At 74.7% G+C, this 15,911-nt stretch carries 14 protein-coding genes and 1 pseudogene; 11 read left to right on the top strand and 4 right to left on the bottom strand.

Features of this window, described 5'->3' with window-relative positions; translation table 11 throughout:
* Positions 1 to 18 precede the first annotated feature (18 nt).
* Positions 19 to 1,335 (bottom strand): hypothetical protein, encoded by a 1,317-nt coding sequence (locus GHR20_RS36920; protein WP_194859172.1) that lies wholly within the window; start codon positions 1,333 to 1,335, stop codon positions 19 to 21.
* A 21-nt stretch (positions 1,336 to 1,356) separates the two neighbouring features.
* Here GHR20_RS36920 and GHR20_RS36925 point away from each other — a divergent pair, with 21 nt between their 5' ends.
* Positions 1,357 to 2,214 carry a tetratricopeptide repeat protein gene (locus GHR20_RS36925; protein ID WP_194859146.1) on the top strand — a complete coding sequence of 286 codons (858 nt, stop codon included), beginning with the start codon at positions 1,357 to 1,359 and terminating at the stop codon, positions 2,212 to 2,214.
* A 77-nt stretch (positions 2,215 to 2,291) separates the two neighbouring features.
* Here GHR20_RS36925 and GHR20_RS27880 read toward each other — a convergent pair whose 3' ends face one another.
* Positions 2,292 to 3,575 carry a DUF1015 domain-containing protein gene (locus GHR20_RS27880; protein ID WP_153814727.1) on the bottom strand — a complete coding sequence of 428 codons (1,284 nt, stop codon included), beginning with the start codon at positions 3,573 to 3,575 and terminating at the stop codon, positions 2,292 to 2,294.
* 69 nt (positions 3,576 to 3,644) lie between these two features.
* Here GHR20_RS27880 and GHR20_RS27885 point away from each other — a divergent pair, with 69 nt between their 5' ends.
* From GHR20_RS27885 to GHR20_RS27900, 4 genes are all read left to right on the top strand, one after another.
* Positions 3,645 to 4,673 (top strand): HAD-IIA family hydrolase, encoded by a 1,029-nt coding sequence (locus tag GHR20_RS27885; RefSeq protein ID WP_153814728.1) that lies wholly within the window; start codon positions 3,645 to 3,647, stop codon positions 4,671 to 4,673.
* 119 nt (positions 4,674 to 4,792) lie between these two features.
* Entirely contained in the window at positions 4,793 to 5,836 is a 1,044-nt protein-coding gene (locus GHR20_RS27890; RefSeq protein WP_111585083.1) for an iron chelate uptake ABC transporter family permease subunit, read from the top strand.
* Complete coding sequence (locus GHR20_RS27895; RefSeq protein WP_111585084.1) at positions 5,833 to 6,879, top strand: iron chelate uptake ABC transporter family permease subunit; 1,047 nt, start codon at positions 5,833 to 5,835, stop codon at positions 6,877 to 6,879. The genes GHR20_RS27890 and GHR20_RS27895 overlap by 4 nt, the downstream gene beginning before the upstream one ends.
* A complete protein-coding gene (locus GHR20_RS27900) occupies positions 6,876 to 7,718 on the top strand; it encodes an ABC transporter ATP-binding protein (RefSeq protein WP_194859008.1) in 843 nt (280 codons plus the stop codon). Before GHR20_RS27895 ends, GHR20_RS27900 begins: the two co-directional genes overlap by 4 nt.
* On the opposite strand, the gene GHR20_RS27905 is transcribed toward GHR20_RS27900, so the two are convergent.
* Positions 7,702 to 8,049 (bottom strand): sterol-binding protein, encoded by a 348-nt coding sequence (locus tag GHR20_RS27905; protein WP_153814730.1) that lies wholly within the window; start codon positions 8,047 to 8,049, stop codon positions 7,702 to 7,704. The genes GHR20_RS27900 and GHR20_RS27905 overlap by 17 nt on opposite strands.
* A 129-nt stretch (positions 8,050 to 8,178) precedes the next feature.
* Between GHR20_RS27905 and GHR20_RS27910 the strand changes: the two are divergent.
* The 6 genes and pseudogenes from GHR20_RS27910 (at position 8,179) to GHR20_RS27935 (ending at position 14,227) form a co-directional block, all read left to right on the top strand.
* A pseudogene (locus GHR20_RS27910) lies at positions 8,179 to 8,420 on the top strand (hypothetical protein).
* Positions 8,421 to 8,427: 7 nt separating this feature from the next.
* Positions 8,428 to 9,243 carry a TlyA family RNA methyltransferase gene (locus tag GHR20_RS27915; RefSeq protein ID WP_148027498.1) on the top strand — a complete coding sequence of 272 codons (816 nt, stop codon included), beginning with the start codon at positions 8,428 to 8,430 and terminating at the stop codon, positions 9,241 to 9,243.
* Positions 9,240 to 10,142 (top strand): NAD kinase, encoded by a 903-nt coding sequence (locus GHR20_RS27920; RefSeq protein ID WP_111585087.1) that lies wholly within the window; start codon positions 9,240 to 9,242, stop codon positions 10,140 to 10,142. Before GHR20_RS27915 ends, GHR20_RS27920 begins: the two co-directional genes overlap by 4 nt.
* 91 nt (positions 10,143 to 10,233) lie before the next feature.
* Positions 10,234 to 11,976: a DNA repair protein RecN gene (gene recN, locus GHR20_RS27925; protein ID WP_194859009.1), complete on the top strand. Its 1,743-nt coding sequence runs from the start codon at positions 10,234 to 10,236 to the stop codon at positions 11,974 to 11,976.
* 98 nt (positions 11,977 to 12,074) lie between these two features.
* The gene (locus tag GHR20_RS27930) at positions 12,075 to 12,821 is read left to right on the top strand and encodes a hypothetical protein (RefSeq protein ID WP_111585089.1); all 747 of its coding nucleotides are present in this window, start codon (positions 12,075 to 12,077) and stop codon (positions 12,819 to 12,821) included.
* A 269-nt stretch (positions 12,822 to 13,090) separates the two neighbouring features.
* Positions 13,091 to 14,227 (top strand): glycosyltransferase family 4 protein, encoded by a 1,137-nt coding sequence (locus GHR20_RS27935; protein WP_111585090.1) that lies wholly within the window; start codon positions 13,091 to 13,093, stop codon positions 14,225 to 14,227.
* A gap of 6 nt (positions 14,228 to 14,233) precedes the next feature.
* Here the strand turns inward: GHR20_RS27935 and GHR20_RS27940 are convergent, their stop codons facing one another.
* Complete coding sequence (locus GHR20_RS27940) at positions 14,234 to 15,880, bottom strand: PucR family transcriptional regulator (protein WP_153814731.1); 1,647 nt, start codon at positions 15,878 to 15,880, stop codon at positions 14,234 to 14,236.
* Positions 15,881 to 15,911 lie beyond the last annotated feature (31 nt).

The raw sequence follows: 15,911 nt of genomic DNA on the forward strand, positions 1-15,911 counted from the left end.
GACCCCTGGTCCCAGCGTTCAGCTGGGACCAGGGGTCCTTTTGTTTTTACAATGCTTGTGGTACCGAAGACAGGAGTCACCATGTCCACCAACTCTCCCGACGACCGACCGGAGCGCGATCAGCGGCGACGGGACAGTGGGGACCGTGGCGACCGCGGCGGTTACCGCGGCGACCGTGGTGACCGCAGTGACCGTGGCGGCTTCCGGCGCGACGACAACCGCGGCGACCGCGGCGACCGCGGCGGTTTCCGCCGCGATGACCGTCGTGACGACCGCCGCGACGACCGTCCCTCGTACGGCCGCCGTGACGACAACCGTGGCGGCGGTGGCGGCGGCGGTTACGGCCGGCGTGACGAGCGTCCGTCGTACGGGCGTCGTGACGACGACCGTTCCTCGCGTCCGGGTTTCCAGCGGGACGACCGCGGTGACCGTGGTCCCCGTCGTGACGACCGTGGCGGCCGCCCCGGCGGCTTCCGCCGCGACGGCCGGCGTGACGAGCGCCCCTCGTTCCGCCGTGATGACGACCGTGGCGGCGACCGGGGTGGCGACCGTGGCGGCTTCCGTCGTGACGATCGCCGTGATGACAACCGTGGCGGTGGTGGCGGTTACGGGCGCCGTGACGACCGTCCGTCGTACGGTCGCCGTGACGACGACCGCGGTGGTTTCCGTCGGGACGACCGTCGTGACGACAACCGCCGTGACGACAACCGTGGCGGCGGTTACGGCCGGCGTGACGAGCGTCCGTCGTACGGGCGTCGTGACGACGACCGTTCCTCGCGTCCGGGTTTCCAGCGGGACGACCGCGGTGACCGTGGTCCCCGTCGTGACGACCGTGGCGGCCGCCCCGGCGGCTTCCGCCGCGACGACCGGCGTGACGAGCGCCCCTCGTTCCGTCGTGACGACGACCGGGGTGGCGACCGTGGCGGCTTCCGTCGTGACGATCGCCGTGATGACAACCGTGGCGGTGGTGGCGGTTACGGGCGCCGTGACGACCGTCCGTCGTACGGTCGCCGTGACGACGACCGCGGTGGCTTCCGTCGCGACGACCGCCGTGACGACAACCGCCGTGATGACAACCGTGGCGGCGGCGGTTACGGCCGACGTGACGACCGTCCGTCGTACGGGCGCCGTGACGACGACCGTTCCTCGCGTCCCGGTTTCCAGCGCGACGACCGCGGTGACCGCGGTCCCCGCCGTGACGACCGTGGCGGACGCCCCGGCGGCTTCCGCCGCGACGACCGCCGCGACGACCGCCGGGACAGCCGGGGCGACGACCGCCGTGGCGGTGGCTACGGCCGCCGTGACGACCGGGACCGTGACCGCGACCGTCACCACGATCGCGAGCCGATCAAGCGGCTGCCGATCCCCGAGGACGTCACCGGCGACGAGATCGACAAGGACGTCCGGCAGGAGCTCCAGAGCCTGCCCAAGACGCTCGCCGAGGACGTCGCCCGCAACCTGGTGATGGTCGCGCGGCTCATCGACGAGGACCCCGAGGGCGCCTACGGGTACTCCAAGGTGGCCCTGCGCCTGGCGTCCAGGGTGGCCGCCGTACGCGAGGCCGCCGGTTTCGCGGCGTACGCGAACCAGAAGTACAGCGAGGCCCTCGCGGAGTTCCGTGCCGCGCGCCGGATGACCGGCAACGTGGAGCTGTGGCCGGTCATGGCCGACTGCGAGCGCGGGCTCGGCCGGCCGGAGAAGGCGCTGGACATGGCCGGCGCCCCCGAGGTGCACAAGCTGGACAAGGCCGGACAGGTCGAGATGCGGCTCGTCGCGGCCGGTGCCCGGCGCGACATGGACCAGCTGGACGCGGCCATCGTGACCCTCCAGAGCTCGGAGCTGGCCTCCCACTCCATCCAGCCCTGGACCGCCCGGCTGCGCTACGCCTACGCCGACGCCCTGCTCGCGGTCGGCCGCGAGGACGAGGCGCGGGAGTGGTTCGCGAAGGCCGTCGAGGCCGACCGGGACGGCAGCACCGACGCCTCCGACCGGCTCGCCGAGATGGACGGCGTGGAGTTCGTGGACGCCCTGGACGAGGACGAGGACGACGCCGCCGGCGCCAAGGCCCCCGAGGCCGACGCTCCCGGGACCGAGGCCCCCGCGGCCGAGGTCGACGACGACAGCGCCGATGACGACCTGGTCCAGGACGCGGACGAGGACGCGGCTGCCGGCAAGGGCGCGGACAAGAGCGACGCGGAGCGCGACAAGGACTGACACCCGTCAGTGAATGACCAAGGGGGCAGGTTCCCGAAGGAACCTGCCCCCTTTCGCATGCCCGGAGCCGCGCGGGATCAGATCTCCAGCGCCCGCAGCACCAGCCCCGACGCCGGCTTCGGCCCGAACGACGTCGACTTGCGCGGCATGGTCACGCCCTGGCGGGCCAGATCGCGTACGACGTCCTCGCGCACCGGGTGCATCAGCACGGCCGTACCGCCGTCGCGTTCGGCCTTCGCCACGGTCGCGGCCGTGTCGTGGATGTAGGCGATGTGCGCCGGGGAGTCCTCGGGGATGTGCCAGACGTGTTCCAGCAGGACGGCGTGCAGGACCGTGGCGTCCAGGGAGCGCCAGGCGGCCGGGCGGTCCGCCGGGACGGTGCGGGCCAGCAGCGCGGGGTCCGGGCGGTCCAGCAGATGGAAGGCGCCGTCGCCGGCCAGCAGGAAGGCGTTGCCCGCGCAGGACGCGTCCGCCAGCGCGGCCAGGGCCTCGGCCAGCGGCACCTGGAGGCGCCGTACCTGGAACAGGCCCTCCACGGCGGCCAGCGCGTCCGCCACCGGCAGGCCGTGCAGCAGCCGGTGGATGGCGCGCACCCGCAGCGGATAGCGGGCCGTGTCGACCAGCAGCACCAGCCCGTGGTCCCAGGGGCCCGGCGCGGGCTGCTCGTCCCGCAGCCGCAGATAGGTGGCCCAGCGGTGGTGGCCGTCGGCGATCAAAGCCTGGTGGTGGGCCAGGTCGGACTGGATCAGGGCCATGTCGGCGGCGTCCGTGATCGCCCACAGGCAGTGCCGGAAGCCGTCCTCGGTGGTCGTGGCCAGCAGCGGCGGCTTCTCGGCGGTGCGCTCCAGGACCTCGGCGGCCGTGCCGTCGCCGCGGTAGGTCAGCAGCAGCGGTTCCAGATTGGCGCGGGTGGCGCGCATCAGGGCGGCGCGTTCGGCGACCACCGGCGCCATGACACCCTCGTGCGGCAGCACCACGCCCTCGGCCGGCTCGGAGACCCGCAGCGTCCCGATGACGCCGCGCTGGAGCATGCCCTCGCCGTCGCTCTGCTCGTACACGTACAGCGCGGGTTCGGGGTCAGCGGCGAGAATGCCCTCGGCGAGCCAGCGGCGCAGCGTGTCGGCGGCCTGCTCGGTGCGTTCGCTCGGCGTGTGGGCCTCGGGAAGGATCAGCCGGACGATGTTGTGGGGGTCCGCCGACTGGAGGTGGTGCACCCCGTCGGGCCGCACCACGACGTCGTACGGCGGGGAGGTGACGGAGGCCAGGCTGCCGACCCGGTCGGGGTCGTATCGAAGGCCGCGGAACGGGGTGAGTTCCAGGCCCCGGCGCGCCGTTGCTTCCGAGTGACCTGCAATGTCCATCCCGGCATCGTATGTCAGCGGCATGCGGGATGATCGGGGGTAAGCGAGCGAGCGAGGAGCGATGCGGATATGAGCGACGGCGTCAGGACCGGGCCCGAGAGCAGTGGACGGCCCCTGAGCGAGGCGTACGACACGGCGCTGCTCGACCTCGACGGAGTGGTGTACGCGGGCGGGAACGCGATCGCGCACGCCGTCGACTCCCTGGAGCGGGCCCGCGCGGGCGGAATGCACCTGGCGTACGTCACCAACAACGCGCTGCGCACGCCCGGGGCGGTCGCCGAGCACCTGACCGAGCTGGGGATACCGGCGGCGGCCGAGGACGTCATCACCTCGGCGCAGGCGGTGGCACGGCTGATCGCGGAGCAGGTGCCGGCCGGTTCGCGGGTGCTGGTGATCGGCGGCGAGGGGCTGCGGGTGGCGCTGTGCGAGCGGGGCCTGGAGCCGGTGGATTCGGCGGACGACGACCCGGCCGCGGTGGTGCAGGGGTACGGCGGGCCCGACCTGACCTGGAGCCGGTTCGCGGAGGCGTCGTACGCGGTGGCGCGCGGGGTGCCGTGGTTCGCGTCGAACACCGATCTGACGATCCCGAGCGGGCGCGGGATCGCGCCGGGCAACGGGGCGGCGGTGGAGGTCGTACGGATCGCCACGGGCAAGGAGCCGCAGGTGGCGGGCAAGCCGCTGCCGCCGATGCACCGGGAGACGGTCATCCGGACCGGCGCGAAGCGGCCGCTGGTGGTGGGGGACCGGCTGGACACCGACATCGAGGGCGCGTTCAACGGCGGTGTGGACTCGCTCCTGGTGCTGACCGGCGTCACCGACGGCGCCCGGCTGCTGGCCGCGACTCCGGAGCACCGGCCGACGTACGTGGACGCGGATCTGCGGGGGCTGCTCACCGGCCAGCCGGAAATCACCCGGGAGGGTGAGGGCTTCCGGTGCGGCGGGTGGACGGCGACGGCCGGGGACACCCGGCTGGAGCTGGACGGCGACGGCGAGGCCCTCGACGGACTGCGGGCGCTGTGCGCGGCGTCGTGGACGGCGGCCGGGGAGGGCTCCTGCGAGCTGGACGGGGGGAAGGCGCTGGCGCGGCTCGGACTCTGAGCCGCCTTCACATCGGCGGCGGGCGGCTTCCCCCGGCGGCGCGCCGCCCGCGGTGGCGTCGCGCGGCTTTCGGTACCCGGGGACCTCGACCGACGGCGAGGATAGGCTAACCTAACCTCGTGTTGGTCGACAGTCCTCCGGAACCGCGCGCGGCGACCGCCCCCGCGCCCCCAACTCGCCGGGCGGTGCGGCCCCTTGGGCTGCTGCTCTCCGTCGCGCTCCTGGTGCTCGTCGCCGTGGCGAGCATCGCGATCGGGGCGAAAGCGCTCACCCTGGCACAGGTCTGGCACGGCCTGTTCAGCGACACGGGCTCGTACGGCGACGTGGTCGTGGACGAGCGGCTCTGGCGCACCGTGCTCGGGCTGCTGGCCGGCGCCGCGCTCGGCCTGTCCGGCGCCGTGCTCCAGGCGCTCACCCGCAATCCGCTGGCCGACCCCGGGCTGCTCGGCATCAACGCCGGCGCCTCGGCGGCCGTGGTCACCGCCATCTCCTTCTTCGGCGTCACCAGCCTGAGCGGCTACGTGTGGTTCGCCTTCGTCGGCGCCGCGGCGGTGGGGGCGCTGGTCTGGTTCCTCGGCGGCAGCCGGGGCGCCACCCCGGTCCGCCTCGCCCTCGCCGGTACGGCGATCAGCGCCGCCCTGTACGGCTATCTCCAAGCCGTGATGATCATGGACGACGCGGCGCTCGGCCGGATGCGCTTCTGGACGGTGGGCTCGCTGGCCTCGGCGAGCGAGTCGACCATCACCCAGGTGCTGCCGTTCCTCGCGGCGGGCAGTGTGCTCGCGCTCGGCCTGGCCCGGCCGCTGAACGCCGTGACCATGGGCGACGACACCGCCCGCGCCCTCGGCGCCCATCTGAACCGCACCCGCGCCCTGGCCATGCTGGCCGCCACCGTGCTGTGCGGCGCCGCGACCGCCGCCTGCGGTCCCATCGTCTTCGTCGGCCTGATGGTCCCGCACGCGGTGCGCTCCTTCACCGGCCCCGACCTGCGCTGGATCCTGCCGTACGCCGCCGTCCTGTCGCCCGCGCTGCTGCTCGGCGCCGATGTCGTCGGCCGTGTCGTGGCCCGCCCCGCGGAGCTCCAGGTCGGCATCGTCACCGCGGTCATCGGCGGCCCGGTCTTCATCTTTCTGGTACGACGACGGAGGACGGCCCAGCTGTGAGGACACATCCCAGGAGCCGTGCCGTACGCGTCCCCGGCGGCCTGTCGCTGCGTCTGGACGCGCGTGCGCTGATCGTCGTCGTCCTGCTGGTGGCCGTCGCGCTCGCCGCCGGTGTCGCGCTGATCGGCACCGGCGACGCGCGGATACCCGCGGCCGACGTACTGAAGACGCTCGCCGGGAACGGCAACGCCTACCAGCACTTCATCGTCCATGAACTGCGGCTGCCCCGGGTCCTCGTGGGGCTGCTGGTCGGCGCCTCGCTCGGGCTCGGCGGCGCGCTGTTCCAGTCCGTCTCCCGCAACCCGCTGGGCAGCCCGGACGTGCTGGGCCTCTCGCAGGGGGCGACGGCGGGCGCGCTGGTGGTGATCGTGCTGATGTCCGGCAGCGCCGCCGAGGTCACCCTGGGCGCGCTGATCGGCGGCCTGGTCACCGGGCTCGCCATCTATCTGCTCGCCTGGAAGCAGGGTGTGCACGGATACCGGCTCGTCCTGGTCGGCATCGGCGTCAGCGCGGTCGTCACCGCCGTCAACGGCTATCTGCTCACCAAGGCCGACCTGGTCGACGCGGCCCGCGCGGTCGTCTGGATGACCGGCTCGCTCGACGGCCGCGACTGGGACCAGGTCTGGCCGCTGCTCGGGCTGTGCGCCGTCCTGCTGCCGCTGGTCCTCGCCCACGGCCGGGGCCTGCGGATGCTGGAGATGGGCGACGACACCGCGGGCGCCCTCGGGGTGCCGGTGCAGCGGGTGCGGCTGGTGCTGATGGTCAGCGCCGTGCTGCTCACCGCGGCCGCCACCGCCGCCGCCGGACCGGTCAGCTTCGTCGCCCTCACCGCCCCCCAGCTCGCCCGCCGCCTCACCCGCTCGCCGGGCCCCAACCTGGTGGCCTCCCTCTGCATGGGCGCCGCCCTCCTGGTCACCGCCGACTGGGCCTCGCAGCGCGTCTTCGGCGCCGGCCGGCTGCCCGTCGGTGTGGTCACCGGCGTCCTCGGCGGCGGCTATCTGCTGTGGCTGCTGGTCACCGAACGCCGCGCGGGCCGGATATGAGCGCCGCCAACTTCTCAAGGAGCACTGTGAACCGCCTGTCCGCCGACCACGTCACCCTCGCCTACGACCAGCGGGTCATCGCCGAGCAGCTGTCGGTGGAGATACCCGACCACTCCTTCACGGTGATCGTCGGACCCAACGCGTGCGGCAAGTCGACGCTGCTGCGGGCCCTGTCCCGGATGCTGAAGCCCAGCCAGGGCAAGGTCCTCCTCGACGGTCAGGCCATCGGGTCGCTGCCCGCCAAGCAGGTCGCCCGCACCCTCGGCCTGCTCCCGCAGTCGGCCGTCGCGCCCGACGGCATCACCGTCGCCGACCTGGTCGGCCGGGGCCGCTATCCGCACCAGGGCCTGCTGCGCCAGTGGTCCACCGAGGACGAGCGGGTCGTCCAGGAGTCCATGCGGCAGACCGGGGTCGCGGAGCTGGCCGAGCGGTACGTGGACGAACTCTCCGGCGGGCAGCGGCAGCGGGTGTGGATCGCCATGGCGCTTGCCCAGCAGACCCCGCTGCTGCTCCTGGACGAGCCGACGACCTACCTCGACATCCAGCACCAGATCGACGTCCTCGACCTGTGCGCCGAACTGCACGAGGCCCAGGGCCGCACCCTGGTCGCCGTCCTGCACGACCTCAACCACGCGGCCCGCTACGCCACCCACCTGATCGCCCTGCGCGGCGGCGAGGTGATCGCCGAGGGCGCGCCGAACGACATCGTCACGGCCGAGCTGGTGGAGCGGGTGTTCGGGCTGAAGTGCCAGGTCATCGAGGACCCCGAGACCGGGACCCCGCTGGTGGTGCCGGCCGCGCGCAAGGTACGCGCTCAGCGGGTCACAGCAGCTTCCTGAGCCGGAGCAGATCCAGCAGGCTCGCCTCCAGCCGCACCCGGCCCTTGCCCCAGGCGGTGGCGAAGTGCAGCCCGCCGTCCACCAGGGCCAGCAGATCGTCACCGGCCATCGCCAGCCGGATCTGCGCCCGCTCGCGCGGGGGTCCCGGCAGGGTCTCGGCCACCTCCAGGCGGCCGCCGGTCATCCGGCCGGCGAAGGTGACGTCCAGGTCGGTGATGTGGCAGCTCACCGAGCGCTCCAGCGTGGCGGCGTCGCGCGCGTCGCCCTCGGCGCCCCCCATGGTGTCCGAAAGCTTTCGCAGTGCGGTACGGCACTCTTCGATCGTGGCCATCGCCACCGACGGTACCCCAGCGGTTCGAGGTAGCGTCTGGGCATGAGCGAGTCCGTGTCCGAGGCCGAGACCGCCGGGAGCGCCGGGCGGACCGAGCCCCCGGCAGCGTCCCCGGCCGAGTCCCACGCGGTGCCCGAACCCGCGTACGACCCCGCGGCCCCGGCCCCCTGAACCTCCCGCGCACCCCCACCGGCGACGCCGGGGTGGACGCCCGGCTGGCGCGGCTGGCCGATGCCGACCACCTCGCCACCGACGGACATGTCGAGGTGTACGAGGATGTACACCGGGGGCTGCGCGACGCGCTGACCGCGCTCGACGGCCGCCCGGGACCTCCGGTCCCGTCACCGTCGTACGAACAAAGCAGGAGCTGAACCGAACGTGGCAGGAGTCGCACGCCGTCGTCTGGACGCGGAGCTGGTCCGCCGGAAGCTCGCGCGCTCGCGTGAGCACGCCAGCCAGCTGATCGCCGCCGGGCGGGTCACCGTCGGCAGGGCCGTGGCGACCAAGCCGGCCACGCAGGTGGAGACCGCCGCCGCGATCGTGGTCCAGGCCGACGACAGCGACCCCGACTACGTCTCCCGGGGCGGCCACAAGCTCGCCGGCGCCTTCGCGGCCTTCGTGCCGCTCGGCCTGGTGGTGGAGGGCCGGCGCGCGCTGGACGCCGGCGCGTCCACCGGCGGTTTCACCGATGTCCTGCTGCGCGCGGGCGCCGCCCATGTGGTGGCCGTGGACGTCGGCTACGGGCAGCTCGCCTGGTCGTTGCAGAGCGATGCCCGGGTCACCGTCAAGGACCGTACGAACGTACGGGAGTTGACGCTCGACGCGATCGACGGGGAACCTGTTGATCTCGTCGTGGGCGATCTGTCCTTCATCCCGCTCGGGCTGGTGCTGCCGGCCCTGAAGCGGTGCGTGAAGGAGGACGCCGACCTCGTGATGATGGTCAAACCGCAGTTCGAGGTGGGTAAGGAACGGCTCGGCAGCGGGGGTGTCGTACGGAATCCGCAGCTGCGGGCGGAGGCCGTGCGCGGGGTGGCCGAGAAGGCGTGGGAGCTCGGGCTCGGGGTGCGGGGGGTCACCGCGAGTCCGCTGCCGGGGCCCTCGGGCAATGTCGAGTACTTCCTGTGGCTGCGGTCCGGCGCCCCCCGCCTGGACCCGGCCGATGTCGACCGTGCAGTGGCGGAGGGGCCGCGTTGACACAGAATCTGGCGCGTACTGTTTTCCTGCTGGCCCACACCGGCCGGCCGGCGGCGATCCGCAGCGCGGAACTCGTCGTCAAGGGCCTGCTCAGGCATGGCATCGGTGTGCGGGTGCTGGAGGAGGAGGCGCGCGACCTGCCGCTCCCCGACGAGGTGAGGCTGGTGGGCGAGGCGACCCCGGCGTGTCTCGACGGCTGCGAGCTGCTGATCGTGCTCGGCGGCGACGGAACGCTGCTGCGGGGCGCGGAGTTCGCCCGCGCCTCCGGGGTGCCGATGCTCGGCGTCAACCTGGGGCGCGTGGGATTCCTCGCGGAGGCGGAACGCGATGACCTCGATCGGGTGGTCGACCGGGTGGTGGCGCGGTCGTACGAGGTCGAGGAGCGGATGACCGTCGATGTGGTGGTGCACCGCAACGGGGACATCGTGCACACCGACTGGGCGCTCAACGAGGCGGCCGTGCAGAAGGCCGGCGCGGAGAAGCTGCTGGAGGTCGTACTGGAGATCGACGGGCGGCCGGTGACGGGGTTCGGCTGCGACGGCGTGGTGCTGTCCACGCCGACCGGGTCCACGGCGTACGCGTTCTCCGCCGGCGGCCCGGTGGTGTGGCCCGAGGTGGAGGCGCTGCTGATGGTGCCGATCAGCGCGCACGCGCTGTTCGCGAAGCCGCTGGTGACGTCGCCGGACTCGGTGCTCGCGGTGGAGGTGCTGCCGCACGTCCCGCCGGGCGTGCTGTGGTGCGACGGGCGGCGGACGATCGAGCTGCCGCCGGGGGCGCGGGTGGAGGTGCGGCGGGGAGCGGTGCCGGTGCGGCTGGCGCGGCTGCATCATTCCTCGTTCACGGATCGGCTGGTGGCGAAGTTCGCCCTGCCGACGACCGGGTGGCGGGGCGCGCACTAGCTTTCCGGCGGGGTCCGGTCTCGCCTGCGGGGGCGGACGGCCGACGGGGTGAGATGGGTGGGGCATGTGCGCTCGCCGCCCGAGACCTCGTATGGTCTGTTCCGTGTTGGAGGAGATGCGGATACGGTCGCTCGGGGTCATCGACGATGCCGTCGTCGAGTTGTCGCCGGGGTTCACCGCGGTCACCGGTGAGACGGGTGCGGGCAAGACCATGGTGGTCACCAGCCTGGGGCTGCTGCTCGGCGGCCGGGCCGACCCGGCGCTCGTGCGGATAGGGGCCCAGAAGGCGGTCGTGGAGGGGCGGATCTCCGTGCCCGAGGGCGCCGCCGCCGTCGTACGCGCCGAGGAGGCCGGGGCCGAGCTGGACGACGGTGCCCTGCTGATCAGCCGTACCGTCTCCGCGGAGGGCCGCTCGCGGGCCCATCTGGGCGGGCGCAGCGTGCCCGTGGGGCTGCTCGCCGAGCTGGCCGACGACCTGGTGGCCGTGCACGGGCAGACCGACCAGCAGGGGCTGCTGAAGCTGTCCCGGCAGCGCGGGGCCCTCGACCGGTACGCGGGCGACGCGGTCGCGGTGCCGCTCGCCAAGTACCGCGAGGCGTACCGCCGGCTGCGGGCCGTCGCCGTCGAGCTCGACGAGATCACCACGCGGGCGCGGGAGCGGGCGCAGGAGGCCGACATGCTCCGCTACGGCCTCGACGAGATCGCCGCCGTGGAGCCGCGGCCCGGCGAGGACGCGGAGCTGGCCGAGGAGGCCGAGCGGCTCGGGCACGCGGAGGCGCTGTCGTCCGCCGCGACGGTCGCGCACGCCGCCCTCGCGGGCAACCCCGAGGACCCGGAGAGCATCGACGCGCAGGCCCTCGTCGCGGGCGCCCACCGGGCGCTGGAGGCCGTCCGCGCCCATGACCCGGCGCTCGCCGCGCTCGCCGAGCGGATCGGTGAGGTCGGGATCCTGCTCGCCGATGTCGCCGGTGAGCTGGCCGGATACGCCGGCGACCTGGACGCCGATCCGCTGCGGCTCGCCGCGGTGGAGGAGCGCCGGGCCGCCCTGACCGCCCTGACCCGCAAGTACGGCGACGATGTGAACGCCGTGCTCGCGTGGGCCGAGCAGAGCGCCGCGCGGCTGACCGAGCTGGACGGCGACGACGAGCGGATCGGCGAGCTGACCGCCGAGCGGGACGCGCTGGGCGCCGAACTGGGCGGGCTCGCCCAGGCGTTGACCGACGCGCGGGCCGAGGCGGCCGAGCGGTTCGCCGCCGCGGTGACCGCCGAACTCGCCTCGCTGGCCATGCCGCACGCGCGGGTCTCCTTCGACATCCGGCAGACCGAGGACCCCGAGGGCGTCGAGGTCGGCGGCCGGACGGTCGCGTACGGCCCCTCGGGCGTGGACGAGGTCGAGCTGCTGCTCGCCCCGCACCCGGGCGCCCCGCCGCGGCCCATCGCCAAGGGCGCGTCCGGCGGTGAGCTGTCCCGGGTGATGCTCGCCGTGGAGGTCGTCTTCGCGGGCACGGACCCGGTGCCGACGTACCTGTTCGACGAGGTCGACGCGGGCGTCGGCGGCAAGGCGGCGGTCGAGATCGGCCGGCGTCTGGCCAAGCTCGCCCGCAGCGCCCAGGTCGTCGTCGTCACCCACCTGCCCCAGGTCGCCGCCTTCGCCGACCGGCAGCTGCTGGTCGAGAAGACCAACGACGGCTCGGTGACCCGCTCCGGCGTCAAGGTCCTGGAGGGCGAGGACCGCATCCGCGAACTCTCCCGCATGCTGGCGGGCCAGGAGGACTCGGAGGCGGCCCGCGCCCACGCGGAGGAACTGCTGGCGACGGCACGGGCGGATCAGTAGCCGGAACCGGCGGCCCGGCCGCCCGCTTGCCCGGCGGCGGTAACCGGCGGCCCGGCGGCGGTAACCGGCGGGCCGGCGGCGGGACTTAGGGTGTCGGGATGACCGGCACCCCGAAGTCCCGCTCCTTCCTGCTCGCCGCCGCGCTCACCCGGGCCGGGTTCGTCCTGCTGCGGGCCAAGGCGCCCCGAGGGGACGCGCGGTGGGAGCGGAAGAACCACGCGGGCCGGACCGTCGAGCTGCACGCCGGGCCCGCCGTGGCGGTCGGTACGGCGCTGGCGGCCGCGCGGGTGCGTCCCGCGGCCGGACTCGCCGTGCTGGCGGCGGGGGCCTGCGGGGCGTACGACGACGCGGCGGGCGACCACCGCCACGGCTTCCGGGAACACCTCGGCGCCCTGCGCGACGGCGAAGTCACCAGCGGCGCCGTCAAGTTGTCCGGGATCTGCGCGGCCTCCCTCGTCGCGGGCGCGCTGCTGAAGCGGCGGCCGCTGGACAGGCTGCTCGCCGGAGTCGTCATCGCGGGCGCCGCGCACGGTGTGAACCTGGTCGACGTACGACCCGGACGCGCGCTCGGCGCGGTGCTCGCGCTCGGCGCCCCGGGACTGCTGCGCGCGGGGCCCGGCGGGGAACTGGCGGCCGTCGCCACGGGCGCCGCGGCCGCGGTGCTGCGCGAGGATCTCGGCGAGCGCACGATGCTCGGGGACACGGGGGCGCACGCCCTCGGCGCCGCGCTGGGGGCGGCCGTGGTGGCGGGCAACGGGCGTGCGGGACTGCTCGCGCACGCCGTCGCCGTCCTGGCCGCCGCCGTGTACGGGGACCGGGTCACCCGGTGGGCGCGGGCGCGGTGACCGCCTGACCTCGCGGGACACGAGGAGATCCGGCCACCTTCGAACCGACCGTACTCACCCGTGTGGGTGATGTGCTCCGGCGCATTGCCCCGGCCCGCCGTCCCGTGCGCCCGCCCGGTATTGCCCCGACGGCCCTGCCTGCTGGCATGCTGGACGGAGACACCGACCGCGCGGGAGGCGCGCGGGGCGCGTCCCACCGCCCCCGTGCGCCCGCTACTTTCTGTACGTTGCCTCGTGTCCGCCCCGCGCCGAACCAGGAGCCCGGCTTCGTGAGCCCCCTGAGCAGCAACGCACCGCACGGCCGGCCGCCGCTGCGCACCGTGCAGGTGCTGGGCGGAGGCAATGCCGGCGGGAGCGCGCATGTGCGCTCCCTGACCGCCGGTCTGGTCGCCCGGGGCGTGCGGGTCACGGTGTGCGCCCCCGTCGAGGCCGACCGTACCTACGACTTCGCCGGGACCGGCGCCGGCCACATCCATGTGCCGCGCAGCAGCGACCCCGCCTCGGTGGGCGCGCTCCGGGCCGCCTGCACGGACGCCGACGTGGTGCACGCACACGGTCTGCACGCCTCCTTCCGGGCCGTGCTCGCGCTCGGCGGGCGCACCACCCCGCTGGTCGTCACCTGGCACGACCGGACGTACGCCGAGGGCGCGCGGGCCCATCTGCTGCGCCTGCTGGAGCGGCGCGTGGCCCGTGCCGCGACCGTGGTCCTCGGCACCAGCCCGGACCTGGTCGACCGCGCCCGCAGAACCGGTGCCCGGGACGCCCGGCTCGCCGCCGTGACCCTGCCCGGCCGCACCCGCCCCGCCCCCGCACCCGACGACCCCGACCGGCTGCGCCCCAAGGCCCGTGCCGAACTCGGCGCCACCGGCCGCCCGTTGATCCTCGCCGCCGGACCCCTCGACCGGCACCGCGGCCACGAGACCCTGCTGGACGCGGCCCGCGCCTGGCGGGACCTCGACCCCCTGCCGCTGGTCGCCGTCGCGGGGGAGGGACCGCTGCGGCCGCTGCTCCAGCGGCGCATCGAGGCCGAGCGGCTCCCGGTACGGCTGCTCGGCCACCGCGAGGACCTGCCCGAACTGCTCGGCGCCGCCGATCTGGCCCTGCTGACCAGCCGCCGGGAGTCCCGCTCCGCCTTCGCCCAGGAGGCGCTGTACGCGGGCGTCCCGCTGGTCGCCACCCGGGTCGGCGGCATCCCCGACCTGGTGGGCGACGGCGCCGAACTCGTGCCGTACGGCGATCCGCCGGCCCTCGCCGACGCCGTCGGACGGCTGCTCGCCGACCCGGCGCGACGCGAGTCGCTGCGCGAGAAGGGGGCGCGGCAGGCCGCCGGCTGGCCGAGCGAGGACGAGACGCTCGCCCAGGTCCTCAGCGTCTACGACGAGTTGACCCGGCCCCTGATTCTCTGAGGGGGGTCAGGGTGCGTGCCGCCGGGCGCGCAGGGCGAGGCTCAACGCGAGGACGGTCTGCGGGTCGTCGAGGTCGGTGCCCAGCAACTCGCCGATCCGGGCGAGCCGGTTGTACAGCGTCTGCCGGTTCAGATGGAGTTCGCGGGCGGTCTCCGCCTTGCGGCCCGCGTGCGCGAGATACGTCTCCAGGGTGGGCAGCAGCGGCGGCTTGGAGCGCCGGTCGTGGTCGCGCAGCGGACCGATCGCCCGCTCCACGAAGGCCGCAAGGTCCGGGTGGTCGCGCAGCCGCCACAGCAGCAGGTCGATGTCGAGGCGCCGGGCGTCGTACCAGGGACGGTCGGTCAGGCCCTGCGCGGCGGTCGCCGTCTCCGCCGCGTGCCGCAGCCCCGCCGAGGCCGCCGCCCAGCCGCCCGCCATGCCCACGACCACCACCGGCGGGGGAGTGCCGGGCCGCCGCATCCCGGCGCGCTCGATCCCCGCCCGCAGCGCCGCCGCCACCCGGTCCGCGACCGCCTCCCGCTCCGACTCCGAGCGCAGCCCGAGCAGCACCAGCACCCGGCCCTCCACCGGCCGCACGCCCAGCAGCACCGGCATGCCCACCGCGGCCAGCTCCTCGGAGACCGCGCGGGCCAGGACCGCCCAGCCGCCCCCGGGGGAGAGGGGATCGCCCACCCGCATCACGACCGGCAGCAGCGGGCTCGCGCCGGGTTTGAAGCCGAGCACCCGGGCCTGGGCGGGCGCGTCCTGCGCGGAGATACGGCCCTCGGCGAGATCGGTGAGGAAGTCGCCGCGCCCGCGCGCCGCCAGCTCCTCCTCCTGCCGGGCCTGCATCAGCACCACGGCCAGGATGCCCGCGGCCCGCTCCGCGGCGATCCGGTGCACCGGCGACAGCGGCGAGCACACCGGCAGCAGCACCAGGCGGGCGCGCACCGAACCGCTCGTACCGGGACCGCCGCCGGGGACGTCCACCAGCACCGAACCGGCGGGCGGCGGCGCGTTCTTGTGCGGTCCGCGCAGCCCCTCCCACACCTGGAGCGGATCCGCGCCCTCGGGCCCCTCGCCGGCCGCGTACAGCAGCCGGCCGTCGGCGGTCTCCAGGAACACCGGGTTGCCGCTGAACGCGGCCAGGATGCCCAGCACCTGCGGCACCCCGCCGCCGCCCAGCAGCGCCTCGGTGCAGCGCCGGTGCACCTCCTCGGCCCGCTGGAGCAGCGCGTAGTGGCCGTTGACGATCTCGGTGTGGATCTCCTCGGTGACCGCCACGAACGGCACCTCGCGATGCAGCTGCACCAGCGGCAGATTGGCCGCGCGGGCGGTGTCCACCAGCGCGGCCGGCAGCCGGCTGAAGCGCGGGCCCAGCTCCACCACCAGCGCGGCGATCCCGCGCTCGGCCAGCGTGCGCACGAACGCCCGCTGCTCGGCCGGCCGGGTGCCCAGGCCGTAGCCCGTGGTGAGCAGCAGCTCGCCGCCCTTGAGCAGCGAGGCGATGTTCGGCACCTCGCCCGCGTGCACCCAGCGCACGGTACGGCTGAGCCGGTCCGCGCCCGCGATGATCTCCGGCAGCCCGCTGCGCAGCCCGGGCAGCTCCAGGGCCCGCTGAACGGTGATGCCGCCGCCGTGGGTGTCGGGTCTGCTGTCCGTGCCGCTGTCCATGAAGCGGACGCTACCTGCGATAACGCCTCAG

Origin of the sequence: Streptomyces sp. SUK 48, assembly GCF_009650765.1 — a bacterium.
Classification (GTDB): domain Bacteria; phylum Actinomycetota; class Actinomycetes; order Streptomycetales; family Streptomycetaceae; genus Streptomyces.

Excerpts from the sequence above, each read along its gene's own strand:
- GHR20_RS27880 (WP_153814727.1), bottom strand. The coding sequence starts at position 3,575 with ATGGACATTGCAGGTCACTCGGAAGCAACGGCGCGCCGGGGCCTGGAA.
- GHR20_RS27885 (WP_153814728.1), top strand. The coding sequence starts at position 3,645 with ATGAGCGACGGCGTCAGGACCGGGCCCGAGAGCAGTGGACGGCCCCTG.
- GHR20_RS27900 (WP_194859008.1), top strand. The coding sequence starts at position 6,876 with ATGAGCGCCGCCAACTTCTCAAGGAGCACTGTGAACCGCCTGTCCGCC.
- GHR20_RS27905 (WP_153814730.1), bottom strand. The coding sequence starts at position 8,049 with ATGGCCACGATCGAAGAGTGCCGTACCGCACTGCGAAAGCTTTCGGAC.
- recN (WP_194859009.1), top strand. The coding sequence starts at position 10,234 with ATGGTCTGTTCCGTGTTGGAGGAGATGCGGATACGGTCGCTCGGGGTC.
- GHR20_RS27930 (WP_111585089.1), top strand. The coding sequence starts at position 12,075 with ATGACCGGCACCCCGAAGTCCCGCTCCTTCCTGCTCGCCGCCGCGCTC.
- GHR20_RS27940 (WP_153814731.1), bottom strand. The coding sequence starts at position 15,880 with ATGGACAGCGGCACGGACAGCAGACCCGACACCCACGGCGGCGGCATC.